The organism is Labrys sp. 22185, from assembly GCF_052045555.1.
In the GTDB taxonomy this organism is placed as follows: domain Bacteria; phylum Pseudomonadota; class Alphaproteobacteria; order Rhizobiales; family Labraceae; genus Labrys; species Labrys neptuniae.
In genome coordinates this window covers 331,760-356,388 of sequence record NZ_JBQEPH010000001.1, presented here as the reverse complement: position 1 = coordinate 356,388, position 24,629 = coordinate 331,760, and the positions used below count along the sequence as shown (strand labels likewise).

Genomic DNA, 24,629 nt, shown 5'->3' with positions numbered 1-24,629 from the left:
AATGATTATGTCAATATCAGGATAATTTATGGATCGAGATCTGGACCCTCATCTCCTGCGTGCTCTGCTTGCAGCCGCCGAAGCCGGGACGATCAGTGCGGCGGCCGAACGGCTGTCCCGGACGCAGGCGGCGGTCAGCATGCAGTTGCAGCGCCTGGAGGGCGATCTCGGCGCCAGACTGCTCGACAGGACGCCGCGCGGCGTCTCGCTGACGCAAGCCGGCGAAACACTGGCGGCCTATGCCAGGCGCCTGCTCGCGTTGACCAGCGATGCGCGGCGACAGATCGAGGGCCGGCAGTTGGCGGGCAGAGTCAGACTGGGCCTGGTCGAGGACCTGACAATGACGCAACTGCCGCTCGCACTCGCCGAGTTCCGGCAACAGCATCCCAAGATCCAGCTCGACCTGATGACGGCCCACAGCCCCGAACTCGACAGTGCCGTGCGGGAAGGCCGCTGTGACATCGTCATCGGCGATCCCGCCCGTTTCGGTTCGGCGCCCCATTTCCACTGGTCCCGGCGGCTGGTCTGGGGCGGCAGCCGCCTCATCGACCTGTCCGACGCTGCGCCGGTACCTTTTGTCGCCTTCGAGGAATCCTGCACCTGGCAGGATAGGACGGCCGTCGCCTTTGCCGAAGCCGGCATCACCTGGACCATCGCCTGCCACGTCACCACGTTCGCTGCGCTGGTCGGCGCATTGCGTGCCGGTCTCGGCATCAGCCTGATGTTGCCGGAGACGCTCCCTGCCGACTGCGAAACCTTGGCACCCCGCATTCGCCTGCCGGCACCGCCCAGCGCCCATTTCGGCCTGTTCCTGGGGGAAGAACCGAGCAATCCCACCCGGCTGCTCGCGGCGTTCCTGCGGGACCGGCTGGTTGCTTGAGTTTCAAAGGGGCCACCCGTGCATCCGGTCCCGTAACAGTTCCTCTTCTCAGTGATGCCCATGCAGGCATTTGTCGTGATCGGCCAGGATCTCGATCACCCTGCATTCGTCGACGCGACCATGGCGGCAGCCTTCCGCCATGCGCTGCAACTCAATTTTCAGCGCCTGCAGGCTGGCAATGCGCTGTTCCACTTCGACCAGGCGAGCCTGGGCAATGGCGTCGGCCGCCGCGCAGGACTGGCCGGGATTGTCCTGCAGGTCGAGCAGGGTCCGGATCGCGTCGACCTCGAAGCCGAGTTCGCGCGCATGACGGATGAAGGCGAGCCTGCGCACATCGGCTGCCTCATAGAGACGCCGGTTGCCGTCGGTGCGCGGCGGCGCCGGCAGCAGGCCCACCTGCTCATAGTAACGGATGGTCGGCACCTTGACGCCGCTGCGCTTGGCCGCCTCGCCGATCGCCGCGCCTGAAAGCTTCATTTTCCGCTTGCTCCTCTAGCCACTAGAGGATGTAGTTGCCTTCGCAGAAGATGCAACCCATTCGAAATGCGAGACTCGAAATGGCTATCGCTGCGACCCAGACCCGTTACCGCGTGGAGGGCATGGACTGTGCCTCCTGCGCCAGCAAGATCGACAAGGCCGTGCGCGGCGTCACCGGCGTGGAGGACGTCTCGGTGTCGGTGACGGCAGGCACGATGACGGTCAAGCATGGCGACGGCCAGGATCTCGGCGCGGTCGAGGATAGGGTCCGTCGCCTCGGCTACAAGGTTTCTCCCCTGGCCAGCGCAGCGCCGACGACCGTGGGAGCGAAGCCAGATCACGATCATAAGCACGACCATGATCACGGCGCCTGCTCCGGTCACGACCATGCTCATGCGAGGCACGTCCACGATCACGACCATGATGATCATGACGATCATGACAATCATGCCGGCCACGACCACGGCAAACACGATCATGGCAAACATGATCATGGCGCCCAAAGCGAGGCACCTGCCCTCGCCGGCCTGCATGGCCATGATCACGGCCCTTCTTCCGGTCCCTGGTGGCGCTCGGGCAAGGGCCACCTCACCATTGCCGCCGGCGTCGCGCTGGTGGCCGCCTATGGCATCGGCCATCTCTTCCCCTCGATCGCGGTCTGGGCCTTCGACATCGCCATGCTGGTCGGCCTCGTTCCGATCGCGCGGCGCGCCTTCGTGGCGGCTCGCTATGGCATGCCCTTCACCATCGAGATGCTGATGACCATCGCCGCCGTGGGCGCGGTGATCATCGGGGCGGCCGAGGAAGGCGCCGCCGTGGTCTTTCTCTTCCTGGTCGGCGAACTCCTGGAGGGCGTCGCGGCCGGCAAGGCGCGCGCCAGCATCCAGTCTCTCGCCAGCCTGGTGCCCAAGACCGCCCTTCTGGAAGAAGAAGGACGCACTAAGGAGGTGCCGGCCGAAATGCTTGCCGTCGGCGCCGTGATCCTGGTGCGACCGGGCGACCGCATTCCCGCCGACGGTGTCATCGTCTCGGGCGAGAGCGCCATCGACGAAGCGCCGGTCACCGGCGAAAGCACGCCCAAGCGCAAGGAGACCGCCGACATCGTCTTCGCCGGCACCGTCAATGGCGACGGCGCCCTGCGCATCCGCGTGACGGCCAGCGCCGCCGACAACACCATCGCCCGGGTGATCAAGCTCGTCGAGGAAGCCCAGGAGAGCAAGGCGCCGACCGAACGCTTCATCGATCGTTTCTCACGCTATTACACCCCGGGCGTGGTGGTGGTCGCGGCCCTGGTGGCCATCCTGCCTCCCCTCCTCGGCGGCGCTTCCTGGAACGAGTGGATCTACAAGGGTCTGGCGATCCTCCTGATCGGCTGCCCCTGCGCCCTTGTCATCTCGACGCCGGCCGCCATCGCCGCCTCGCTCTCGGCCGGTGCGCGCCGTGGTCTCCTGCTGAAGGGCGGCGCCGTGCTCGAGACCGTGGGCAAGATCACCGCCGCCGCCTTCGACAAGACCGGCACGCTCACCGAGGGCAAGCCCAAGGTGACCGACATCGTGCCGCTCGGCCGCGAGGAAGCCGAGGTACTGCGGCTTGCCGCGGCCCTGGAGGCCGGTTCCAGCCACCCGCTCGCCACCGCCATCCTGGCCAAGGCGGCCGAACGCAACGTCCTCGCCCCCGTCGCCCGGGACTCCAAGGCATTGGGCGGCAAGGGCGTCACCGGCAGCATCGATGGCCTCGCCCTCTTCCTCGGCTCGCCCAAGGCTGCGGCCAGCGAGACGGCGCTTCCTGCGGACATCGTGACGCGCATCGAAGCCTTCAACCATGAAGGCAAGACCGTCTCGGTCCTGCTGGCCGGCGGCGTGCCTGCGGGGCTGATCGCCATGCGCGACGAGCCGCGCGAGGACGCCATCGCCGGGCTTTCGGCCCTGCGTGCGGCCGGCGTGCGTACCCTGATGCTCACGGGCGACAATGCCCGCACGGCCCAGGCGATCGGCAGCAAGCTCGGGCTGGAAGTGCATGCCGAACTCCTGCCGCAGGACAAGCAGCGCATCGTCAACGAGCTCAAGGCGCAGGGGTTGACGGTGGCCAAGGTCGGCGATGGCATCAATGACGCGCCAGCGCTGGCGGCGGCCGATATCGGCATAGCCATGGGCGGCGGCACCGACGTCGCCCTGGAGACGGCCGATGCCGCCGTGCTGCATGGGCGCGTCAGCGACGTGGCCGGCATGGTCTCGCTGTCGCGCCGGACCATGACGAACATCCATCAGAACATCACGATGGCGCTCGGCCTGAAGGCGGTGTTCCTGGTCACCACCATTGCCGGCATCACCGGCCTATGGCCGGCCATCCTCGCCGATACCGGCGCCACCGTGCTGGTCACCATGAACGCGCTGCGCCTGCTGCGGGCAAAAGCCGGCTGAGGCGGGACGCGGTCTTTTCAGGTCGTGCATCGCCCCTCATCTCCTTGCGGGAGAAGGTCCCGGCAGGGGGATGAGGGGTCTCAGCACCTTAGTCGACATAGAATCTGCCGCTTGACCTCTCTTGCCAACATTCGTATATAGCCATAAGGTTAATTAACCAGATGGCTATATACGATGCCCGATCATCTCAGCGACACCTTCTCAGCCCTGGCCGATCCGACGCGCCGGGCCATCCTGGCCCGGCTGGCGCAGGGTGAAGCCACCGTCATGGAGCTGTCGGAGCCGTTCACGCTGACCCAGCCCGCGATCTCCAAGCATCTCAAGGTTCTCGAAAAGGCCGGGCTCATCAGCCGCGGCCGGACGGCGCAATGGCGCCCGTGCCGACTGGAAGCCGAGCCGCTGCGGCAGGCGTTCGACTGGGTCCAGCCTTATCGCCGCTTCTGGGACGAGAGCTTCGACCGTCTCGACGATTACCTCGCCGAACTCCAGGCACGAGGAAACAAGAAGGACGACAAGCATGACTAGCGCCCTCAACGCCGCGCAGGCAGCCGGCGAACACGAACTCGTCATCACCCGCCTGTTCAAGGCGCCGCGCGATCTAGTATTCAAGGCCTGGACGGAGCCGCAGCACCTGATGCGCTGGCCCGGCCCCAAGGGCTTCACCGCGACCTCGGACAAGTTCGACTGCCGCCCCGGCGGCTTCTATCGCACTTGTCTGCATGCGCCTGATGGCAGCGATCATTGGGTTCGCGGCACCTATCTGGCGGTGGAGCCTCCGGCCCGCCTCGTCTTCACCCATGCCTGGGAAGGCGACAACGGCAATCCCGGCCCCGAGACCATCGTCACCGTCACCTTCAAGGAGGAAGACGGCCAGACCTTGATGCGTTTCCACCAGGCCGTCTTCACCACCCTCGCCTCGCGGGATGGCCATGGCGAAGGCTGGAGCCAGAGCTTTGATAGGCTCGAAGCCTATCTGGCCGAGGTGGCGCCCTGAAACTTTCCCACAACGAGGCTACGCCATGCGCAAACTCAAGCTGGAAATGCAGATCTCCGTCGATGGCTTCAGTTCGAGCCAGGATGGCAATAATGACTGGATGGTATGGAACTGGGCGCCCGACTGGGGTTGGGATACAGAACTCAGGCACTATCACGAGGCGCTGACCGCGTCCTCCGATTGCATCCTGCTCAGCCGGATGATGGCCGAGGAAGGCTTTCACCAGCACTGGCAGACGGTTGCGGAGGATTCCGCCAGCCCCCAGTCAAGTTTCGCCAGGGCGATCGGCGACATGTGCAAGATCGTCTTCAGCCGCACTTTGAAGGAGTCGCGCTGGCCCCATACCGAAATTGCCAGATCGGGTCTCGCCGAGGAGGTCAACCGCCTCAAGCGCGAGCCCGGCAAGGACATCATCGTCTATGGCGGCCCCATCCTGGTCTCGTCCCTGGTCGAGGCCGGGCTGATCGACGAATTCCACTTTATCGTCAATCCGGCCCTGCTCGGTAATGGCAAGCCCGTGCTCGGCGCGTTGCACAGGACGACGCGCCTCAAGCTGGTCGACGCCCGCCCCTTCCCCTGCGGCGTGGCGGTGCTGCACTACGCCAAGCTGTAACGGCTTCGACTACGCCTCCGTCTTCAGGAAATCGACGAAGGCGCGCAAGGCCGGACGCATCAGGCGCCGGCTGGGATAGTAGAGGAAGAGACCCGGAAAGGCCGGGCACCAATCCTCCATGAGGCGCACGAGCCTGCCTTGGGCAAGCGCCTCCGCCACGAGCCCCTCGATCAGCAGAGCCAGCCCCTGCCCCGCCAAAGCGGCATCGAGCATCAGGGCGTCGTCATTGACGATGAGGCTGCCCGTCACCGCCAGTTCGATGGCCTTGCCGTCCCGTTCGAGCTCCCAGCGATAGAGGGAGCCATCGGTGAAGCGGCGCTGGATGCAATCGTGATCGTGGAGATCGGCGGGCAGTTCCGGCCTGCGCCGGCCATCGAGATAGCCGGGCGCACCGACGATGGCAAAGCGCAGCGGGCCGCCGAGCGGCACGGCGATCATATCCTGCTGCAGGCTTTCGCCGAACCGTATGCCGGCGTCGAAACCCGACGCCACGATATCGGTGAAGGCATCCTGGGCCAGGATTTCCACGCTCACCGCGGGATATCGGCGCATGAAACGCAGGGCCAGCGGCAGCAGCACATGCTGCACGGCCGAGCGCGGCGCGCTGAAGCGCAGCTTCCCGGCGATGTCCGCCTGCGAAGCGCTCGCCTGTTCGAGCGCCTCCTCGATCGAAGCGAGCGCCGGCTGCAGGTGCCCCAGCAAGCGTTCCCCGGCAGCGGTGGGCGCGACGCTGCGGGTCGTGCGGGCCAGCAGCCGCACGCCGAGGCTTTCTTCAAGACCTGTGATCGCCTGGCTGACGGCCGAGACTGACATGCCGAGCTTGCGGGCCGCGGCACGAAAGCTGCGCTGCTCGGCGATGGCCGAGAGGATGACGAGGCCAGGGAGATCGGTCCGTTTCATTGTTCAGTTATACAAAACACGCCATTTAAAAAAGCATGGATTATCGAACAACTCAATGAGGTGCATGGTCGCCGATATTACGGAGGACCACATCATGAAGACACGCCAACTCGGCACCGAGCTCAGCGTTTCCGCCATCGGCCTCGGCTGCATGGGCATGAGCTTTGCCTATGGCGGCCAGGCCGAGGCGGATGCCATCCGCACGCTGCATCGCGCCGTCGATCTCGGCATCACCCTCTTCGATACCGCCGAGGTCTACGGACCCTTCACCAATGAGGAGCTCGTCGGCAAGGCGTTGAAGGGGGCCAGGAACAAGGTGGTGATCGCGACCAAATTCGGTTTCCGCATTGCCCCGGAAGGCCAGGATCGTGACCGTATCATCGGTGTGGACAGCCGTCCCGAACATGTGCGCGCCGTTGCCGAGGCCTCGCTTCGCCGCCTCAGCATCGAGGTCATCGACCTGTTCTACCAGCATCGTGTCGATCCCGCCGTGCCGATCGAGGACACGGTCGGGGCCATGGCGGACCTGGTGAAAGAGGGCAAGGTCAAGGCCCTCGGCCTGTCGGAGGCCGGCGCAACGACCATCCGGCGCGCCCATGCCGTCCATCCGATTGCCGCGGTCCAGACGGAATATTCGCTGTGGAGCCGCGATGTCGAGGCGGATGTGTTGCCGGTCTGCCGGGAACTCGGCATCGGCTTCGTGCCCTACAGCCCGCTGGGCCGCGGCCTGCTGACCGGCACGATCCGCGATCACAGCACGCTCGCCGAAGACGACTGGCGCAAATCCCTGCCGCGCTTCCAGGAAGACAACATGGCGGCGAACCGGCTCCTGCTGGCGAAGTTTGGCCGTATCGCCGAGAGCAAGGGGGTGACCCCGGCCCAACTCGCCCTGGCCTGGGTACTGCATCAGGGCGATTTCATCGTGCCGATCCCTGGAGCCCGGCGCTTGCCTCATCTGGAGGACAATGCGGCGGCGGCCACAATCACCCTCACCGCAGCCGATCTTGCCGCCATCGACGAAGCCATGCCGCCTGCCAGCGTCAGCGGCGAGCGCTACATGCCGGAAGCCATGGCGCTGGTCGACGCCTCGTGAGACAAAGCAATCAGCATCGCCTCAGGACGCGCGATACCTGCAAAAGCACACCCTGGCCGGCGCCGGCCCTATCCAGATGTCCCCGGACGATCAGGCAAGACCGCTGGCGCCAAGTACGGCGGATCGCGGCGGCATCCGCGGGCCTTGCCTGCAGCCGGGGCAGCGGGCCTCGGTAGAGCGGGTGCGGCGAGTCGGCCGCATCCACCGGCTGGATCGCCATTTCGCCCCAGGGACATGGCGCCCGGATGCACATGATCCGAAGCGGCGCCAGACGCAGTGTTTGCAACCGGTCCCGCGCAAGACCCACTGCCGGAGCAAAGGCGCCGGCGAAAATGACCGCCGCCGCCATGCCAAGGGACAGATACCGAATTGCCCGCATCGCTCGCGCTCCCATCATGGCCGCACCCTCATCCATCCCAGCATAGCGTCCGGGTTCCCGCTGTTGTTCTGGCAACAGGCAGCGTTGTTTGGGCGCTTTCAATGCAAAAGGCAGGCTCGCGGCCTGCCTCCTTGCTTCGTCTCGCCGGTCTCAGCTCCGTCAGGCCGCAGCCGACTGGCTCTCCGGGCGCACCGCCTGATTGAAGTCTTCGATCAGGCTGCGGGTGATGGTGCCGGGCGTGTAGCGATGTTCGAGGATCTCGCTGACCGGCGTGACCTCTGCCGCCGTGCCGGTGAGGAAGCACTCGCTGAAGCTGCCGAGTTCATCCGGCATGATGCGCCGTTCGATCACTTCCAGACCGCGGGCCTTGGCAAGATCGATCACCGTGCGGCGGGTGATGCCGTCCAGGAAGCAGTCGGCGATCGGGGTGTGGATCTTGCCGTCCTGGATGAAGAAGACATTGGCACCGGTGCATTCGGCCACACGGCCCTGCCAGTCATACATCAGCGCATCGGCATAACCGCGACGCTCGGCACGATGCTTGGAGATGGTGCAGATCATGTAGAGGCCGGCGGCCTTCGACAAGGAGGGTGCCGTCTTCGGATCGGGCCGGCGATATTCGGCCACATCGAGGCGAATACCCTTCATCTTGGTCGCCATGTCGAACATGCTCGGCCATTCCCACACGGCGATGGCGGTGTGGATGGTGGCATGCTGGGCGGCCACGGCCATCATTTCCGAGCCACGCCAGGCCACCGGCCTGACATAGGCATCCTTCAGGCCATTCTTGTCGAGCACGGCCTGCTTGGCGGCATCGAGTTCCTCGACCGAATAGGGAATGGCGAAATCGAGAATCTCGGCAGAACGCTTGAAGCGTGCGGAATGCTCGGAGGACTTGAAGATCTTGCCGCCATAGGAACGCTCGCCCTCGAAGACGGCACCGCCATAGTGCAGCCCATGCGAAAGAACATGAAGCTTGGCATCGCCCCAGGCCAGCATCTGGCCATCCAGCCAGATAAAGCCATCGCGTTGATCGAAGGGCAACATCGACATGACACATCCTCCAGCGCTTCGCGCTTCCTCGAGCAAAGTGCGTCTTGGCGAAAACGCTTGCTTGCTCTTACTCTTCGGTTCGACACGTCTCGGCGATTCCTGGCGTTTCCGTCGAATCGCAAAACGTGTTGGAGCAAATGGCAAAACGCCGACTTGCTCCATTTGCGGAGCCCTGCATCCCCTGGCGATTTCACCGGGGCGCAAGACAGCTTGGTAACCGCAATGTTATAGCCATTGGCGGGCAGTTGCGGAAACTGTTCCGTTCGCCGCGAGCGTCTTTTTCGCTCGGGACGTGGCTGGATAATGGCAACCGTCGCTTTTGCGTCGGGGGGCAAATCCCCTTATGTTTCGTGCCGGAAACGGCACCGCGCCTCGCGCGTTGAGATATCCACCCGTTCCTGAGCAAAGCGCGTTTAGACGGAAACGCTATTTTGCTCTAACTCTTTGGTTCGATGCGTCTTTGCGATTCTTGGCAATTCTGCCAAATCGCAAAACGCTTCGGCGGAACATCCTTTCGCGCTGAGCCCGGTTTGCGTAACGATCTGACGAAAATATGTCAATATGGCTGACGTAAATTTCTCGTTCTCCCCTGCCTCCACGCCACGCTTGGAAAACGAGCAGGGCGAGCCCCCGCTTTATGAGCTGATCGAACTCTTCTTTTTCGCCTATCGCGACTTCGTTGCCGATCCCGACCATGCCCTCGAAGCCTATGGTTTTGGGCGGGCCCACCATCGGGTGCTGCATTTCGTCGACCGCAATCCCGATCTTACTGTCGCCGAATTGCTGGATATTCTGAAAATCACCAAGCAGTCGCTGGCCCGGGTGTTGAAGGACCTGGTCGACCAGGGCTTCATCCTGCAGCGCGAAGGCAGGGAAGATCGTCGGCAGCGTTTGCTGACCACCACGGTGAAAGGCAAGCAACTGGCCGTCGAACTGGCAACAACGCAATCCCAGCGCATCGCGCGAGCACTCGCCGAAGCCGGGCTGACCGGCCCCGAGCTGGCGCAACGCTTCCTGTTCGCCATGGTCGATCCGGACGGGCGGACAGAAGTCGCCCGGCTCATCAGCGGCAACGTCACCAAAGGCGACAAGATCCGGGGTGAAAAACGATGAACAAGGTTGCCGTCCTTCCCGACGACGCCCCCCATATCCTGCTGGTCGACGACGACAACCGCATCCGCACGCTGCTCTCGCGCTATCTCGGCGAGCACGGCTATCGCGTGACCACGGCCGAACACGCGGCTAGCGCCCGGCAGCGCATCGAGGCGATCACCTTCGATCTGATGATTGTCGATGTGATGATGCCGGGCGAGAACGGTTTCGACCTGACCCGCTGGATCCGCACCGGCTCCAGCGTGCCGATCCTGATGCTGACGGCACGCGGCGATCCGGATGATCGCATCAAGGGCCTGGAGATCGGCGCCGACGACTATTTGCCCAAGCCGTTCGAACCGCGCGAATTGCTGTTGCGCCTCAACAATATCCTGAAGCGGGCGGTTGCTCCGACACCGGCGGAACCGGTGCGCGACATCGTCACCTTCGGCGACTTCACCTTCCATGTCTCGCGCGGCGAACTCCAGCAAGGCGGCGAGACGGTTCGCATCACCGAACGCGAGCGCGACATGCTGCGCCTGCTGGTCGAGATCCCGCGCGAGACGGTGGACCGGCTGGCGCTTGCCGGTTCGGCCGCCGACATCGCCAATGAGCGCACGGTCGACGTGCAGGTGAACCGCCTGCGCCGCAAGATCGAGAAGGATCCGGGCAATCCGGTCTATCTGCAGACGGTGCGCGGCACAGGATACCGCCTGATGGTCGACATGTGATGCAGTCCCGTCCGCCGGCCCTTCAATCTGCCGGAGCGCTGCTCCGCAAAGGCCTGTCGCGGGCGTCGGAGGCCGCCCGCATTGCGTTGCCCCGGATGCGAGAACTCGCCGCCGGCCCCGGGCGCGTGCTGTCGGCGCTGGGCGACCGCATGCCCAAGGGCCTCTATGCCCGTTCGCTGCTGATCATCATCACGCCGATGGTGCTGCTGCAGGCCATCGTCACCTATATGTTCATGGAGAAATACTGGCAGGGCGTGACGGCGCGATTGTCTGCCGCCACCACCAAGGACATCGCGGCGATCGTCGAGCTCTACCAGCAAATGCCCCATGACAAGGGCACGACGGACCTGCTCCAATTGGTGGCCCAGAAGCAGCTCGCGCTCGGCATCGAGTTCCGCCCCCTCGAGGATCTGCCGCCGCGCGGCGCCCGGCCCTTCTTCGACATTCTCGACCAGGCGCTGTCGGACGAGATCCGCATGCGTATCGGCCTGCCTTTCTGGATCGATACGGTCGGCCGCTCGGATTTCGTCGAGATCCGCGTCAAGCTCGACGATGCCGTGCTGCGTGTCTTCGCCCGTCGCAGCCAGACCTTCGCCTCCAACTCCTATATCTATCTGCTCTGGATGCTCGGCTCCTCGTTGATCCTGATCACGGTGGCGATCCTGTTCCTGCGCAACCAGATCCGGCCGATCCAGCAGCTCGCCAATGCGGCGCAGGATTTCGGCAAGGGGCGCGACGTCCAGAACTTCCGCCCGCGCGGCGCGCGCGAAGTGCGCCAGGCCGCCAGCGCCTTCATCGAGATGCGCCGACGCGTCGAGCGTGCCTTCGAGCAGCGCACCGCCATGCTGAACGGCGTCTCTCACGATATGCGCACCATCCTGACACGCTTCAAACTGTCCCTGGCGCTGCTCGACGAAAACAGCCCCGAATATGAGGACCTGCAGAAGGACGTCGACGAGATGAGCCGCATGCTGGAGGCCTATCTCGCCTTCGCGCGCGGCGATGCGGCGGAGCAGGCCGAAGCCACCGACATCGCCGCCCTGCTGGAGGAGTTGCGTGCCAATGCCATACGCCAAGGCCAGGATGCCCGGGTCAGTTTCCAGGGCGATCCCATCGTGGTGGTGCGCCCGGACGCCTTCCGGCGCTGCCTGACAAACCTGGTATCGAACGCCCAGCGTTTCGCCCGGACCATCGTCATCACCGGAGTGCGCGAGCAACGCTATCTCGTCGTCACCATCGACGATGACGGCCCCGGCGTGCCCGAAGAAAGCCGCGAGGACGTGTTCAAGCCTTTCTTCCGGCTGGACGAGGCCCGCAACCAGGATCATGGCGGGACAGGCCTCGGCCTCGCCATCGCCCGCGACATAGCCCGCTTCCATGGCGGCGACATTACCCTCGCCACCAGCCCGTTGGGCGGACTGCGTGCGAATGTGCGAATCCCGGTCTGATGCCGATCAAAGATCGGCAGATGCCTGGCGCTGGCCGATCTACTTGTCTGTACTGACTTTCCCGCCACCGGAGGTGCCACGCGCCAGCTTCAGCGCCGCTTCGATGCCGTTCTCCAGGATCGCGTCGGACTGTTCGGGATCGGGGACGACGCGCGCGAGTTGAAGCGTTCCAGCCAGCAGGGCCATGATGGCGGTAGCGGTGCTGCGGCGCATTTCGGCATCGCCACCGGGCAGAGCGTCCGCGACCACGCCGATGCTGCCGAAGAGTTCCTCGGTGAAGACGGCCCGGGTCGTCTCGGACTGGCGCGCGATCTCGCTGGAAAGCGCGGCGATGGCGCAGCCCTTGTCGGGCATATCCCGGTGGATAGGACGCAGATAATAGCGGATCAGCCCTTCGATCGGGTCATCGGCGCGCTCGGCGGAGCGGCGCAGCTTGCCACGCCGTTGTGTCAGCGTATGGGCGACGGCTTCGCGCACCAAGGCATCCTTCGAGGCGAAATGGCTGTAGAAGCCGCCATGGGTCAGCCCCGCATCGGCCATCAATGGCGCAATGCCGGTGCCGTCGATACCATCCCGCAACAGGCGCAACGCGGCGGTTTCGAGAATCTGCCGGTGCGTCGCATCCTTATGGCCCTTGTCATAGCGCATGAACAGCCTCGCCTCCTGTCACGGATCGCGCCGCCGGAAAATCCACGGCCAGAAAATCGACCGCCAGAAAATTGACGGCCTGGCCGATCACGCCAGCATCGCTGAGAATGCGGCCATGACCAAGCCCGTCCAGCTCGATCAATCGTGATCCGCGCCAATATCTGGCAATTTCGCGCGCTTCGCCAATGGCGACGACGCGATCGTCCCTGGAATGGAGGAGAAGAGCCGGTTGCGTCAACCGCTCGGCAAAACTGGGCAGGTCCATGATCGGCAATTCGGTACCCAGGCGGATGAGTTCCTCGGCCATATGGGCGAGATCCCTGGTGTCGACCACCCCCAATGCCATTGCCGCCGCCCGCATCTGACGGCCGTAATTAGCGGGTGACGCAATCAGGACCACGCGCCCAGCCTCCAACCCGCCGGCCAGTGCGACGGTCAGGACCGGCCCGCCGACGGAATGGCCGATCACGCCATGCAGGCGCCCACAGGCCTTGCCGACAGCGGTCACGGCCCTGGCCATCTGTGGGATGGTCGCTGAGACGCCCTCGGAGCTGCCATGAGCCGGCAGGTCGACCGCGATCACGCCGAGACCGCGCGCGAGCAGGGGTTCCACGAAAGCGAGCATGTCGAGATGGGAGGCTTCCCAGCCATGTACGAGGAGCACTGGTTCGCCTTGACCCCAGCGCCAACCGGCGATGACGGCGCCATCATGCTCTAAGGAGAAGGGGATAGCACCTTCGGGAACCGTGACAGGGCGCGGGGGAAGCCGCCGGGGCGTGATCATCTGCAGAGCCAGCCTGCGCGGGTCGATGCGTTCCGAAAGATCCATGACCGCTCTCCTCTTTAAATTATGGTCATAATATAATATGTCACTCGTCATGCAATAGGTACTCCGCAGCATCAGCGAGGATTGAGCCATGTCCAGCAGCGACCCCATCGTCATCGTCTCCGCCACACGCACCCCGCTGGGGCGTTTCCAGGGTGACCTCTCCAGCCTGCCCTCCCCCGTGCTCGGAGCGCATGTCGTGAAAGCGGCCCTGGCAAGAGCGAACCTCGCCGCCGATCGCGTGGACGAGGTCTTGCTGGGCTGCGTGCTTCCGGCCGGCCTTGGCCAGGCGCCGGCCCGTCAGGCCGCCCGCCAGGCAGGACTGCCCGACGCCACGGGCGCAACGACCGTCAACAAGGTGTGCGGTTCCGGCATGAAGGCGACCATGCTAGGCCACGATCTCCTTCGCGCCGGTTCCGCCGACATCGTGGTGACGGGCGGCATGGAGTCGATGTCGAATGCGCCCTATCTGCTGGCCAAGGCGCGCAGCGGCTACCGCATGGGCCATGACCGCCTTCTCGACCACATGATGCTCGACGGCCTGGAGGACGCCTATGAAGGCGGCCGCCCGATGGGCGATTTCGGCGAGGCGACGGCTGAGGCCTATCAGTTCAGCCGCGACGACCAGGACGCCTATGCCGTGGAGACCCTGACCCGTGCTCGCAAGGCGATCGAAACCGGTGCTTTTGCCGCCGAGATCGCACCGGTGGAGGTGCCGGGCAAAGGCGGATCCAGGTTGATTGCCGACGACGAGAACCCGCTCAAGGTTTCACCCGACAAGATCCCGCAGCTCAGGCCGGCCTTCCGCAAGGACGGCACCATCACCGCCGCCAGTTCCTCGGCCAATGCGGATGGCGCGGCCGCACTCGTCCTCACCCGCCGCTCCATTGCCGAGCGCGACGGCCTGCCCGTGCTCGCCGAGATCAAGGGCCATGCCACCCACAGCCAGGATCCGGCCTGGTTCACCACGGCGCCGATCCCGGCCATGCGAAAACTGCTCGAACGTACGGGCTGGCGCGTCGGCGATGTCGACCTGTTCGAAATCAACGAGGCCTTCGCCGCAGTCGCGATGGCGGCCCGCCACGACCTCGACATCCCGGCCGACCGTCTCAACATCCATGGCGGGGCCTGCGCTCTCGGCCATCCCATCGGTGCCACCGGGGCGCGCCTCATCGTTACCCTGCTGCACGCTTTGGCCCGCAACGACCTCAAGCGCGGCGTCGCCTCGCTGTGCATCGGCGGCGGCGAGGCAACCGCCATCGCGATCGAGAGAGTCGGATAAGCGGAGGCGGCTTGATGTTACTACAGTGTCGACCTCCTGGTCGACATCGCCAAAAACCCCATTCAGGATGAAGAGTATGGCGACCGGGAGGTCGCCACTCCGCACTTTCGCCAGCTCTCAGAACAGTCGCGAGCCGTTCGGGGCACCGCGTTCGGGTGTCGCCAGCACGACAGCACCATCGGCGCCGGGAAAGCCCAGCGTCAGCACCTGCGACATGAACTTGCCGATCTGGCGCGGCGGGAAATTGACCACAGCCATCACCTGGCGCCCGACCAGCTCATCGGCCCTGTAGAGCGCGGTGAGTTGAGCGGACGACGCCTTGATGCCAATCTCGTCGCCGAAGTCGATGCGCATGCGATAGGCCGGCTTGCGGGCCCCTTCCAGGGGCACCGCCTCCAGCACCGTGCCGATGCGAATATCGACCTTGAGGAAATCGTCGAAGCCGATCTCTGCCGCCAGCTGCCCGTTACTGTTACTCACACCGCCTCCGCATCGTCTCGATCATCCCTGCCTCGCCGGCGCGACTCGGCGAAATCGTGAAAACGCTCGCGCAACCTTTCCCGCATGCGGGCACGGCGCTCATGAGAACGTTCGGCGATGCGGCGGAACGGCGCGAAGATCTGGCAAAGATCGTCGGCCCGCTCCATCCAGCGTTCGCCCGAGCGAAGCTGCCGGTCGACTTCCTTCATCGTCGTGGCCAGGCCTTCGTCCTCGTCCTTCAGCCAGACCTTGACGATGCGAGCCCAAGCCAGCGCCAGTCCCTGCGCCCGCACGGCTCCCATCGGGCCATCGGCGTCGATATCGGCGGCCGTCAGCATCCATTGCATCGAATTGGTGACGACACGGTTCCAGGCCGCCATGGCGAGCGGATCGAGCGCGAAGGCCCTGGAAATATTGGCGATGGCAGTCTTGTGCGGCGAGAGCACGTCGATACGGCGCATCAGAATGTCGAACAGCCTCTCACGGGCCGGCTCTTCGGCCATGCCCGCATCGATGCCATCGAGCACCTTCTGGTCGACCTGGCGCGAATAGGCAGCGAGGATGGCCCCCTTGGAGGGGTAGAGGCCGCGCAATTGCGACAGGGACAGTCCCGCCTTGTCGGCAATGTCGGCCAGGCCGATCTCGCCCCAGGGATTGTCGGCGCATAGCGACAGCAAGGCCTCTACAGCGGCCTGACGCGGATCGACGGCATTATCGGCTTTCGGCTTGGCAACCATGGCTCGAACCTCGTTTTTCGGTGTGCCCCGTCCGATAAAGATAGGCCGATTGCGAACCGGATCAATGCGGCGCGTTGGCCGCAGGAGTTCGGTGTTGCCGTCTGGGGGACGTGACTTCAGACCCGGCTCTCGACATGAGAGGCCTTCGTGATCTGGAGACCAGCCCTCAGGACGCGAGTTCGACCGCGCGCCGGCGAGCGGCCTCCACTGCCCGCTTCATCAATGCCGTCAGGCCGTTTTCAGCCATCAGCACTTCGAGCGCCGCCGCAGTGGTGCCGCCCGGGCTGGTGACGTTCTGCCGCAGCGTGGCGGCCTGCAGGTCGGACTGGTGCAGCAATTCGCCGGAACCCGCCACGGTGGCGCGCGCCAGCCGCATGGCGAGATCGGCCGGAAGGCCCGCCGCCGCTCCGGCCTCCGCCATGGCTTCGACGAGATGGAAGACATAGGCCGGCCCCGAGCCGGAAACCGCCGTCACCGCATCGATGTGGCTTTCATCCGCCACCCACTCCACGGCGCCGGTCGCCCGCAGCAAGGCGTCGGCCGCCCGTTCCTGATCGGCAGTCACGAAGGCATTCGGCACGGCAGCGGTGATACCGCGGCCGACGGCAGCCGGCGTGTTCGGCATGGCGCGCACGATGGCGGTGCCTGCCGGCAGCAATGCCGCGATGCTGGCAATGGTCTTGCCTGCCATGATGGAGACGGCCAGCGTATCCGATCCGAACAGGGGCGCGACCGAACCCATGGCGACGTCCATCATCTGCGGCTTGATCGCCAGAAGCACCACCGCGGGCGTGCCGAAGGACGCCAGCATCGGGTTGACCGCGACACCTTTTACGGCGAGGTCTCCGGCAATCTCCGGCGGCAAATGCGGATCGATCACCCCCACCTGGGCCGGATCTAGGCCGAGCTTCAGCCATCCTTCCAGCATGGCCCCGCCCATCTTGCCGGCGCCCAGCAACAGCAGCTTGCCGCCAATGTCCAATGCTTCAGCCATGCGAATAACTCCAGCAAATAAGAAGCCGGCTTCGGCAGCCGCCTATTTCGCAGCTGCAATAGGTCACCGGAAAAGGTTCGTCCTTGCGAGCGCAGCGAATCAATCCAGGAATGTCCGTGTAGACCCTATGAGGGCCGGATTGCTTTGCTGCGCTCGCAAGGACGCGGAAAGCCCCCGAATACTAGAGCAAAGCGCGTTTACACGTAACCGCTGCTTTTCTCTAACTCATTGTTTCGACGCGACTTTGCGATTCTTGGTGATTCCAGGAAATCACAAAACGCTCTAGGCTTCGCCCACGGTTTCGAAAAGCACCGCTTCGAGCGCCTCCTTGGGGGTCTTGCCGGCCCAGATCACGAATTGGAAGGCCTGGAAATAACGTTCGCAGGTTTCCACCGCGATCTCGATCAGGGCTTCGCATTGGCGCGGCGTGGCCTCGGCGCCGCCGGCCAGGAACAGGGCATGGCGATACATGATGACCTGGTCGGCATTCCAGACGTCGAAATGGCCGACCCACAGCTGTTCGTTGACGAGCGCAATCGTCTGCAGGAGATCGGCGTGGCGGCGCTTGGGAATTTTGGCGTCGAAGGAGCAGGCCAGATGCAGCGACTCGATATCGTCCATCCAGGTGAAGGAGACGGCATAGTCGCAGCCATGCCCCTTCACGACGATGGAGATCTCGTCTTCGCCGAGTCTGTCGAAGGCCCAGTCATGAAGACTCGCCAGATGTTCGACGAGATCAACCGGATGACCGGCCCGCTCGCTCTGGAGCTCGATTACCGACATTGCAACTCCCGGCGCCTCCGAGGAGGCGCATTGGCGCTGCGAATACCGATCGATACGCAGCCTGTGTGGGGAGAGTTCAGGCATTCGGGCTGAATCGGCAAGGATTCGTTCCCGCCGTCCACAAGGAGGCCTCTCATTCTTCGCCGGTCTTATTGTCGCACGGCGAGACAATCTTGCGCTTAACGCGCGGCAAGCTTGGCTTCGAGTTCGGCGATACGGGCCGCCAGGCGTTCGTTTTCGTCGCGAGCCTTGATCGCCATCTCGCGCACGGCATCGAACTCATCGCGTCGAACATAGTCGAGATCGCGCATGATGCGTTCGGCCTGGCTGCGCACGACACTGTCGACTTCCCGGCGCACGCCCTGCGCGACACCGGCGGCGTCGGTCATCAATTTGGCGAACTCGTCATAGATACGGCCGGATTGCTGTGGCATCACGAAACTCCTTTGCGGCGTCGATAGCACGGGCCAGACCTCGATAAAAGTGCGGCCCCGCTAGGGCGTGTCGTCAGTTATGGCTTCGAGCGAGATGAGGTCAAAATCGCTCCCGTCTAGCCCGAAACCATAACTGACGACACGCCCTAGAAGCTTCTGCCTTGACGCTGTCACCTCTAGTCACCAAAAGGCACCCATGCCTGAGCAATATTTCATCGTCCCCGCTTTCGATCCGGTGCTGATCCATATCGGCCCGCTCGCCATACGCTGGTATGCGCTGGCCTATATTTTCGGCCTGCTCGGCGGCTGGTGGTACGGGCGTCGCCTGATCGGCAACGCCAGGCTCTGGCTCGTACAGCCCGGCACCAAACTGCAATTCGACGACCTCCTGATCTGGGTCACGCTCGGCGTGGTGATCGGCGGACGGCTCGGCATGCTGCTCTACGAGCCCGATTACTATCTCGCCAATCCGATCGAGATCCTCAAGGTCTGGGAAGGCGGCATGGCCTTCCATGGCGGTTTCCTGGGGGCGGCACTTGCAGTGATCCTGTTTGCCTGGCTCAACAAGATCCCGGTCCTGTCCTATCTCGACATCGCCTCCTGCGTGGCGCCGATCGGCCTGTTTCTCGGCCGCATCGCCAATTTCATCAATGACGAACTATGGGGGCGCCCGGCCTGGGGGTCGTCCTGGGGCATGATCTCGCCATCGAGCCCGTTCTCGATATTTCCGCAGGGGCCGACGCCGCGCTATCCGAGCCAGTTGATCGAGGCCGCCCTGGAGGGCCTCGCGCTGTTCGTGCTGTTTGCCATCATGACACGCTTCGGTGCCTTGAAACGGCCGGGCCTGATCGCCGGCCTGTTCGGCATCGGCTACGCCGCCGCCCGCTCCTTCAGCGAACTCTACCGCGAGCCGGACGGCTGGTGGATCCAGGACGTGCTGACGGTCGGACAAGCCTATTCGCTGCCGATGGTCCTGGTCGGCCTTGGCCTGGTGGTGTATGCCCTGATGCACCGTCCCGAGGCGCCCAAGGCCTCCGACACACCGAAATCGGCATGAGCGAAACCCCGCTCGCCCGCGAGATCAAGGACCTGATCCGCCAGGAAGGGCCGATCGACGTGGCGCGCTACATGACGCTCGCGCTCGGCCATCCCCGTCACGGCTACTACATCACGCGCGATCCGCTCGGTGCCGCCGGGGATTTCACCACCGCTCCCGAGATCAGCCAGATGTTCGGCGAGATCATCGGCCTGTGGGCGGCCCATCGCTGGATGATCCTCGGCTCGCCCGCCCGGATCAACCTGCTCGAACTCGGGCCCGGACGCGGCACGCTGATGGCGGACGCCTTGCGGGCGATCGGCAAGGTCGTGCCCGCCTTCGCCGAGGCCATCGCACTCCATCTGGTCGAGACGAGTCCCGTCCTGCGCGAAGCCCAGGCCAAGACCTTGGAGAACAGCCTCGGGGGACGCCGCCCGACCTGGCACGATGACATCGCCAGCCTGCCGGAGGGGCCATCGATCATCATCGCCAACGAATTCTTCGATGCCCTGCCCGTGCACCAGCTGGTGCATCAGGGCGGGCGCTGGCATGAACGATTGGTCGGCCTGGTCGATGACGAACTCGCCTTCGGGCTCGCCCCGGAGCCCGTACCGGCCAACCAGGCACCTCCCCTTTCGGATGGCGCGCTCGACGGCACCATCGTCGAATATCCGGAAGCCGGTTCACAGGTGATGGCGGCCCTCTCTGCGCGCCTTGGCCGCTTCGGCGGCGCCGCCCTGATCATCGACTACGGGCATCTCGAATTCGGCGTCGGCGACACGCTGCAGGCCATGGCCGGCCATGCCTTCGTCGATCCGCTGACCCGCCCCGGCGAGGCCGACCTCACCACCCATGTCTGCTTCGAGACGCTGGCCCGCATCGCCGCCGACCGGCATCTGGCGATCGACATCCTCACCACGCAGGCCTATTTTCTCAACGAACTCGGTATCCGCCCGATGGCTGCCAATCTCAGCCGCCATGCCACGCCGGAACAGGCAGAAGCGATCGCCAAGGCGCTCGAACGCCTGACCGACGACGCCCCGCGCGCCATGGGTTCGCTGTTCAAGGTGCTGGCCGTCTCGGCGCCGGGAACCGAGCGCAGCTGAGAAAGGCATGGTTCTTGCCATCAACGAGGCAGACCCCGGTGATGGCAAGCTAGCGAGAGCCTCGCAATTTTCGCTCAGCTCCTCGAGGCCTCACACCTTGCAGCGGCAGCTCTTGCGATGCTTCTTCGCCTTGTAGTGATGGCGATGGGCCTTGTGGCGGGGACGGTAGGCCCGCTCGGTCTGGATGATCACCGGCGCTGCGACCGGGCGGATATGCAGGCTGCCGATACCGGCCGACGCGTTGAGGCCGGTCTGCCCCTGCACCGAGATCGGCTGCAGCGTCACGCCGCCATTGCCGCCACCGAGCAGGACATTGGCCCCGACGCCGACCGCCGCGCTGGCCTCGGCCGACACGCCGGCATAGTTGCCGCCCAGGGGCGCGTGACGGTTGGACGGCTCGAAGACCGCCCAGACCATACGCCCGCCGAAGGTGAAGCCAACATCCACGCCGACCTTGGTGATGGTGCCGTCATAGAGTTCGCTGTAGCCGTTGAAGCCGGAGAACCGACAGGACACCGGCTTGCGCGATCCCAGCACCACGCCGATGCCACCGCCGATGTCGCAGGTAAGCGTTCCCGTCCTGACGGCCGCCTCGGCCGAACCGGCCGCCGCAGGCGCCAGCAGGGCCGCCAAAGCAAATGCGGACAAGGTTTTCGTGATCTTCATGGGGCACCTATTCAACAAATCTTCTCCGGCCGCGGCCGGATGCCAGGGCACTTTGAACCAACGGCTTGAAAACGCAACGGTTCCCGCCGCGAAATCGCCGGTATCAGAATCCTGACTGGCCCGGCTTCCCGCCAGGCGCCGGTTTGACATCCCTCCACTTCCTCCCGATCCTGCCGCCATGACCGATTCGCCCGCCATCGCGCTCCAGCACGCCGCCCTCGACCTGCCCGGCATCCGCCACGGCTTCTTCACGCGACAGGGAGGCGTGTCGGACGGCATCTATGCCTCGCTCAACGGCGGATCAGGCTCGGACGACGTTCCCGATCACGTCCGCGAGAACCGGGGCCGCATGGCCGACAGCCTCGGCGTGCCGCGCGATCGCTTCATCACCTGCTACCAGGTGCATTCCCCCAACGTGGTCACCGTCACCGCGCCCTGGACCCGCGAGCACGCGCCCAAGGTCGACGCCATGGTGACGCGCGAGCGCAACCTCGCCTTGGCTGTCGCCACCGCCGATTGCGGCCCCGTCCTGTTCGCAGACGCCAAGGCCGGCGTGATCGGCGCGGCTCATGCCGGCTGGAAGGGCGCCTTCACCGGTGTGCTCGAAACCACGCTCGACGCCATGGTCGGCCTCGGCGCCACACGCGGCAACATCGTCGCGGTGCTCGGTCCCATGATCTCGCGGGCGGCCTACGAGGTCGGGCCGGAGTTCAAGGCCCGCTTCATCGAGGCTGCTGCCGACAATGCCCGCTTCTTCGGCCCGAGCCCCAATGCGGGGCATGCCATGTTCGATCTGCCGGCCTATATCACCATGCGTCTCACCGCGGCCGGCATCGGCCACTTCGAGGACATGGCGCTGTGCACCTATCAGGACGAAGAGCGCTTCTTCTCCTACCGGCGGGTGACCCATCGCAAGGAGCCAGACTATGGCCGCCTGCTGCATGCGATCGCGCTGGTGGATCACTAGAGCAAAGCACGTTCAGGCGTGAACGCTTGTTTGCTCTAACTCTTTGGTTTGACGCGTCTTTGCGATTCCTGGTGAATCGACCAAATCGCAAAGCGCATCGGGAACGAGGTTCGAGGCAGGACCTGCCATGCTACATTTTTCGACCGATGAGTTCGCCACGCGCCTGAAGCGCCTGCAGGCGGAGATGGCCACGCAAAAGCTCGATGCCATGCTGCTCTTTGCCCAGGAGAGCATGTACTGGTTGACCGGCTACGATACCTTCGGCTTCTGCTTCTTCCAGTCCCTGCTGGTGCGCGCCGACGGCACGATGGCGCTGCTCACACGCACGGCGGATCTGCGCCAGGCCCAGCACACCTCCAACCTCACCGACATCCGCATCTGGACCGATCGCAGGGATGCGACACCGGCCCAGCAACTCCTCGCCATGGTCCGCGATCTCGGCGTGACGGGCGGCCGCATCGGCGTGGAATTCGATTCCTACGGCCTCACCCATGCCAATGGCCGCAAGCTCGAGGCGGCTTTTGCCGGCGATTTCGAGCTAGTCGACGCTTCCGATGTCGTCGCCCATCTCAGGGCGGTCAAGTCGGCGGCAGAAATCGCCTATGTGCGCGAGGCCGCGCGCCTCTCGGACGCGGCCGATGCAGCCGGCATCGCCGCCGTATTTCCCGGCGCCGACGAGGGCGACATCCTCGCGGCCCAGCACAATGCCATCTTCTCGGCCGGCGGCGACTATCCCGCCAACGAATTCATCATCGGCTCGGGGCGCGACGCCCTGCTCTGCCGTTACAAGAGCGGCCGCCGCAAGCTCGCCGAACGCGACCAGATCACGCTGGAATTCGCCGGCGTCTATCGCCACTACCACGCGGCGCTGATGCGCACGATCACGGTTGGGGACGTCTCGCCCCGTCACAGCGAACTCTATACCGCCGCCCATGAGGCCCTTCTCGCCTGCGAGGCCGAGATCCGGCCGGGGCGCACGGCCGGCGATGTCTTCGCCGCCCATGCCCGGGTGATGGATTCGCACGGGCTGGAGGAGCACCGGCTCGCCGCCTGCGGCTATTCGCTCGGCGCCAAGTTCACGCCGTCCTGGATGGACCGGCCGATGTTCTACGAGGGCAATGACTGGGTGTTGGAAGCGGGCATGGTGATGTTCGCCCACATGATCCTAATGGACTCCGACAGCGGCACCGCCATGTGCCTGGGGCGGACCAGCCTGACCACCGAGAACGGCAGCGAAGTGCTGAACGGGGCCGACGCCGGATTGCAGATGCGCTGAGCCGGCCGGGCATCGGAACAGCGGCAAATCATCCCAATCTGCACGCATTCCAGCCATGCAAGTGTGAACTCCTTGTGACGCCCCCATTGTATGCGAGCCGGTCAGTTGCTAAGAGCCGGGTGCATTTTTCTCAAAGCGGGAGCCGGCTTCATGGCGGCAGGTGACAGGGGCCACGGTTCGGGCGAGATCAAGCTCGTCGCCGGCAATTCGAATCGTGCACTGGCCGAATCGATTGCGACCTATCTGAAGACCCCCCTGACGAAATGCTCGGTGCGGCGGTTCGCCGACATGGAGATCTTCGTCGAGATCCAGGAAAATGTCCGCGGCGCGGATGTCTTCGTGATCCAGTCGACCTCCTTTCCCACCAACGACCATCTGATGGAGCTGTTGATCATCACCGATGCCCTGCGCCGCTCCTCGGCCCGGCGCATCACGGCGGTGATCCCCTATTTCGGCTATGCAAGGCAGGATCGCCGCGCTTCCGGCCGCACGCCGATCTCGGCCAAGCTGGTCGCCAATCTGATCACCCATGCCGGTGCCGACCGCGTGCTGACCCTCGACCTGCATGCCGGGCAGATCCAGGGCTTCTTCGACATTCCCACCGACAACCTGTTTGCCGCTCCGGTGATGGAGCGCGACATCAAGGCCCGCATGGAGCTCGACAAGCTCATGGTGGTCTCGCCCGACGTCGGCGGCGTGGTGCGCGCCCGTGCCCTCGCCAAGCGCATCGATGCGCCCCTGGCCATCGTCGACAAGCGCCGCGAGCGCGCCGGCGAGAGCGAGGTCATGAACGTGATCGGCGACGTCAAGGGCCGTACCTGCATCCTGATCGACGACATCATCGATTCCGGCGGCACGCTGGTGAATGCTGCCGAAGCCCTCTTGGAGCGCGGCGCAAAGGACGTGCTGGCCTACATCACCCATGGCGTGCTCTCGGGCGGCGCGGTAGCCCGTATCGCCTCCTCCAAGCTGCGCGAACTGGTGATCACCGACTCGATCATGCCGACCGAGGCGGTACGCGTGGCCCAGAACATCCGCGTCATCTCGATCGCGCCGCTGATCGGCGAGGCCATCGGCCGCACCGCCTCCGAAGAGAGCGTCTCCAGCCTGTTCAACTGAGCCGGCCCGTTCTCATCAGTTCGAATTACCGTCCCGGAACCACCGTGCGAATGTCGCCATTCGCGCGGCGGTTTGGTTTTGCCTGGCCCCGGCATGGCGCCACATCCTGCCCCGTCACACGCGGCCAGGTTGTGCAGGGCTTATCCCCATAATTCAGCCCGACCTTCGTCCCATCAGTCTTCGCAATGCAAGGGG

General features: G+C 64.7%; 26 protein-coding genes. 15 read left to right on the top strand and 11 right to left on the bottom strand.

The features are described from left to right. Nucleotides 1-28 precede the first annotated feature (28 nt). Nucleotides 29-880, top strand: a complete 852-nt coding sequence (locus tag ACTJKX_RS01695; protein ID WP_440724154.1) for a LysR family transcriptional regulator — start codon at nucleotides 29-31, stop codon at nucleotides 878-880. A 48-nt stretch (nucleotides 881-928) separates the two neighbouring features. On the opposite strand, the gene ACTJKX_RS01690 is transcribed toward ACTJKX_RS01695, so the two are convergent. Beyond that, on the bottom strand, nucleotides 929-1,357 hold the full coding sequence (locus tag ACTJKX_RS01690; protein ID WP_440724153.1) for a MerR family transcriptional regulator: 429 nt from the start codon (nucleotides 1,355-1,357) through the stop codon (nucleotides 929-931). 80 nt (nucleotides 1,358-1,437) lie between these two features. Between ACTJKX_RS01690 and ACTJKX_RS01685 the strand changes: the two genes are divergently transcribed. From ACTJKX_RS01685 to ACTJKX_RS01670, 4 genes are all read left to right on the top strand, one after another. After that, nucleotides 1,438-3,777: a heavy metal translocating P-type ATPase gene (locus tag ACTJKX_RS01685; protein WP_440724152.1), complete on the top strand. Its 2,340-nt coding sequence runs from the start codon at nucleotides 1,438-1,440 to the stop codon at nucleotides 3,775-3,777. A 174-nt stretch (nucleotides 3,778-3,951) separates the two neighbouring features. Continuing rightward, nucleotides 3,952-4,302, top strand: coding sequence for an ArsR/SmtB family transcription factor (locus tag ACTJKX_RS01680; protein ID WP_394310273.1), 351 nt, complete (start codon nucleotides 3,952-3,954; stop codon nucleotides 4,300-4,302). Next, a complete protein-coding gene (locus tag ACTJKX_RS01675) occupies nucleotides 4,295-4,771 on the top strand; it encodes an SRPBCC domain-containing protein (protein ID WP_394310274.1) in 477 nt (158 codons plus the stop codon). The genes ACTJKX_RS01680 and ACTJKX_RS01675 overlap by 8 nt, the downstream gene beginning before the upstream one ends. A gap of 25 nt (nucleotides 4,772-4,796) precedes the next feature. Beyond that, entirely contained in the window at nucleotides 4,797-5,384 is a 588-nt protein-coding gene (locus ACTJKX_RS01670) for a dihydrofolate reductase family protein (RefSeq protein WP_394310275.1), read from the top strand. Nucleotides 5,385-5,393: 9 nt separating this feature from the next. Here ACTJKX_RS01670 and ACTJKX_RS01665 read toward each other — a convergent pair whose 3' ends face one another. Continuing rightward, nucleotides 5,394-6,284, bottom strand: a complete 891-nt coding sequence (locus tag ACTJKX_RS01665) for a LysR family transcriptional regulator (RefSeq protein ID WP_394310277.1) — start codon at nucleotides 6,282-6,284, stop codon at nucleotides 5,394-5,396. Nucleotides 6,285-6,378: 94 nt separating this feature from the next. Between ACTJKX_RS01665 and ACTJKX_RS01660 the strand changes: the two genes are divergently transcribed. Then, entirely contained in the window at nucleotides 6,379-7,377 is a 999-nt protein-coding gene (locus ACTJKX_RS01660) for an aldo/keto reductase (protein ID WP_440724151.1), read from the top strand. Nucleotides 7,378-7,915: 538 nt separating this feature from the next. Here ACTJKX_RS01660 and ACTJKX_RS01655 read toward each other — a convergent pair. Further along, nucleotides 7,916-8,809 carry a branched-chain amino acid aminotransferase gene (locus ACTJKX_RS01655; protein WP_440724150.1) on the bottom strand — a complete coding sequence of 298 codons (894 nt, stop codon included), beginning with the start codon at nucleotides 8,807-8,809 and terminating at the stop codon, nucleotides 7,916-7,918. A 561-nt stretch (nucleotides 8,810-9,370) separates the two neighbouring features. On the opposite strand from ACTJKX_RS01655, the gene ACTJKX_RS01650 reads away from it, so the two are divergent. The 3 genes from ACTJKX_RS01650 to ACTJKX_RS01640 all read left to right on the top strand — a co-directional run bounded on the left by ACTJKX_RS01650 (nucleotide 9,371) and on the right by ACTJKX_RS01640 (nucleotide 12,080). Then, nucleotides 9,371-9,922, top strand: a complete 552-nt coding sequence (locus ACTJKX_RS01650; RefSeq protein ID WP_440724149.1) for a MarR family winged helix-turn-helix transcriptional regulator — start codon at nucleotides 9,371-9,373, stop codon at nucleotides 9,920-9,922. Then, a complete protein-coding gene (locus ACTJKX_RS01645; RefSeq protein WP_311933514.1) occupies nucleotides 9,919-10,632 on the top strand; it encodes a response regulator in 714 nt (237 codons plus the stop codon). Before ACTJKX_RS01650 ends, ACTJKX_RS01645 begins: the two co-directional genes overlap by 4 nt. A gap of 95 nt (nucleotides 10,633-10,727) precedes the next feature. Next, entirely contained in the window at nucleotides 10,728-12,080 is a 1,353-nt protein-coding gene (locus ACTJKX_RS01640; protein ID WP_394310694.1) for an ATP-binding protein, read from the top strand. Between the two features lie 39 nt (nucleotides 12,081-12,119). Here ACTJKX_RS01640 and ACTJKX_RS01635 read toward each other — a convergent pair whose 3' ends face one another. Beyond that, nucleotides 12,120-12,728 carry a TetR/AcrR family transcriptional regulator gene (locus ACTJKX_RS01635; protein ID WP_394310281.1) on the bottom strand — a complete coding sequence of 203 codons (609 nt, stop codon included), beginning with the start codon at nucleotides 12,726-12,728 and terminating at the stop codon, nucleotides 12,120-12,122. Further along, on the bottom strand, nucleotides 12,718-13,557 hold the full coding sequence (locus ACTJKX_RS01630; RefSeq protein ID WP_394310282.1) for an alpha/beta fold hydrolase: 840 nt from the start codon (nucleotides 13,555-13,557) through the stop codon (nucleotides 12,718-12,720). The genes ACTJKX_RS01635 and ACTJKX_RS01630 overlap by 11 nt, the downstream gene beginning before the upstream one ends. A gap of 88 nt (nucleotides 13,558-13,645) precedes the next feature. On the opposite strand from ACTJKX_RS01630, the gene ACTJKX_RS01625 reads away from it, so the two are divergent. Next, complete coding sequence (locus ACTJKX_RS01625) at nucleotides 13,646-14,836, top strand: acetyl-CoA C-acyltransferase (RefSeq protein ID WP_311933521.1); 1,191 nt, start codon at nucleotides 13,646-13,648, stop codon at nucleotides 14,834-14,836. Between the two features lie 117 nt (nucleotides 14,837-14,953). Here ACTJKX_RS01625 and ACTJKX_RS01620 read toward each other — a convergent pair whose 3' ends face one another. From ACTJKX_RS01620 to ACTJKX_RS01600, 5 genes are all read right to left on the bottom strand, one after another. Further along, nucleotides 14,954-15,316 (bottom strand): tRNA-binding protein, encoded by a 363-nt coding sequence (locus ACTJKX_RS01620; RefSeq protein ID WP_440724148.1) that lies wholly within the window; start codon nucleotides 15,314-15,316, stop codon nucleotides 14,954-14,956. Next, on the bottom strand, nucleotides 15,313-16,053 hold the full coding sequence (locus ACTJKX_RS01615) for a TetR/AcrR family transcriptional regulator (protein ID WP_311933524.1): 741 nt from the start codon (nucleotides 16,051-16,053) through the stop codon (nucleotides 15,313-15,315). Before ACTJKX_RS01615 ends, ACTJKX_RS01620 begins: the two co-directional genes overlap by 4 nt. 166 nt (nucleotides 16,054-16,219) lie before the next feature. Continuing rightward, nucleotides 16,220-17,047 carry a pyrroline-5-carboxylate reductase gene (gene proC / locus ACTJKX_RS01610; RefSeq protein WP_440724147.1) on the bottom strand — a complete coding sequence of 276 codons (828 nt, stop codon included), beginning with the start codon at nucleotides 17,045-17,047 and terminating at the stop codon, nucleotides 16,220-16,222. A gap of 282 nt (nucleotides 17,048-17,329) precedes the next feature. Then, nucleotides 17,330-17,830, bottom strand: a complete 501-nt coding sequence (locus ACTJKX_RS01605) for a YbjN domain-containing protein (protein ID WP_105861637.1) — start codon at nucleotides 17,828-17,830, stop codon at nucleotides 17,330-17,332. Nucleotides 17,831-18,009: 179 nt separating this feature from the next. Further along, nucleotides 18,010-18,264 carry an accessory factor UbiK family protein gene (locus ACTJKX_RS01600; protein ID WP_068288466.1) on the bottom strand — a complete coding sequence of 85 codons (255 nt, stop codon included), beginning with the start codon at nucleotides 18,262-18,264 and terminating at the stop codon, nucleotides 18,010-18,012. A 196-nt stretch (nucleotides 18,265-18,460) separates the two neighbouring features. Between ACTJKX_RS01600 and lgt the strand changes: the two genes are divergently transcribed. Both lgt and ACTJKX_RS01590 read left to right on the top strand, forming a co-directional pair. Beyond that, complete coding sequence (gene lgt / locus ACTJKX_RS01595) at nucleotides 18,461-19,321, top strand: prolipoprotein diacylglyceryl transferase (RefSeq protein ID WP_311933529.1); 861 nt, start codon at nucleotides 18,461-18,463, stop codon at nucleotides 19,319-19,321. Next, entirely contained in the window at nucleotides 19,318-20,406 is a 1,089-nt protein-coding gene (locus ACTJKX_RS01590; RefSeq protein ID WP_440724146.1) for a class I SAM-dependent methyltransferase, read from the top strand. Before lgt ends, ACTJKX_RS01590 begins: the two co-directional genes overlap by 4 nt. A gap of 90 nt (nucleotides 20,407-20,496) precedes the next feature. Here the strand turns inward: ACTJKX_RS01590 and ACTJKX_RS01585 are convergent, their stop codons facing one another. Then, a complete protein-coding gene (locus tag ACTJKX_RS01585) occupies nucleotides 20,497-21,072 on the bottom strand; it encodes a DUF992 domain-containing protein (RefSeq protein ID WP_367624140.1) in 576 nt (191 codons plus the stop codon). Nucleotides 21,073-21,250: 178 nt separating this feature from the next. Here ACTJKX_RS01585 and pgeF point away from each other — a divergent pair, with 178 nt between their 5' ends. The 3 genes from pgeF to ACTJKX_RS01570 all read left to right on the top strand — a co-directional run bounded on the left by pgeF (nucleotide 21,251) and on the right by ACTJKX_RS01570 (nucleotide 24,434). Further along, nucleotides 21,251-22,039 (top strand): peptidoglycan editing factor PgeF, encoded by a 789-nt coding sequence (gene pgeF, locus ACTJKX_RS01580; RefSeq protein WP_440724145.1) that lies wholly within the window; start codon nucleotides 21,251-21,253, stop codon nucleotides 22,037-22,039. Between the two features lie 127 nt (nucleotides 22,040-22,166). Then, the gene (locus ACTJKX_RS01575; RefSeq protein ID WP_440724144.1) at nucleotides 22,167-23,315 is read left to right on the top strand and encodes a M24 family metallopeptidase; all 1,149 of its coding nucleotides are present in this window, start codon (nucleotides 22,167-22,169) and stop codon (nucleotides 23,313-23,315) included. 150 nt (nucleotides 23,316-23,465) lie between these two features. After that, nucleotides 23,466-24,434 carry a ribose-phosphate pyrophosphokinase gene (locus ACTJKX_RS01570; protein ID WP_068288448.1) on the top strand — a complete coding sequence of 323 codons (969 nt, stop codon included), beginning with the start codon at nucleotides 23,466-23,468 and terminating at the stop codon, nucleotides 24,432-24,434. Nucleotides 24,435-24,629 lie beyond the last annotated feature (195 nt).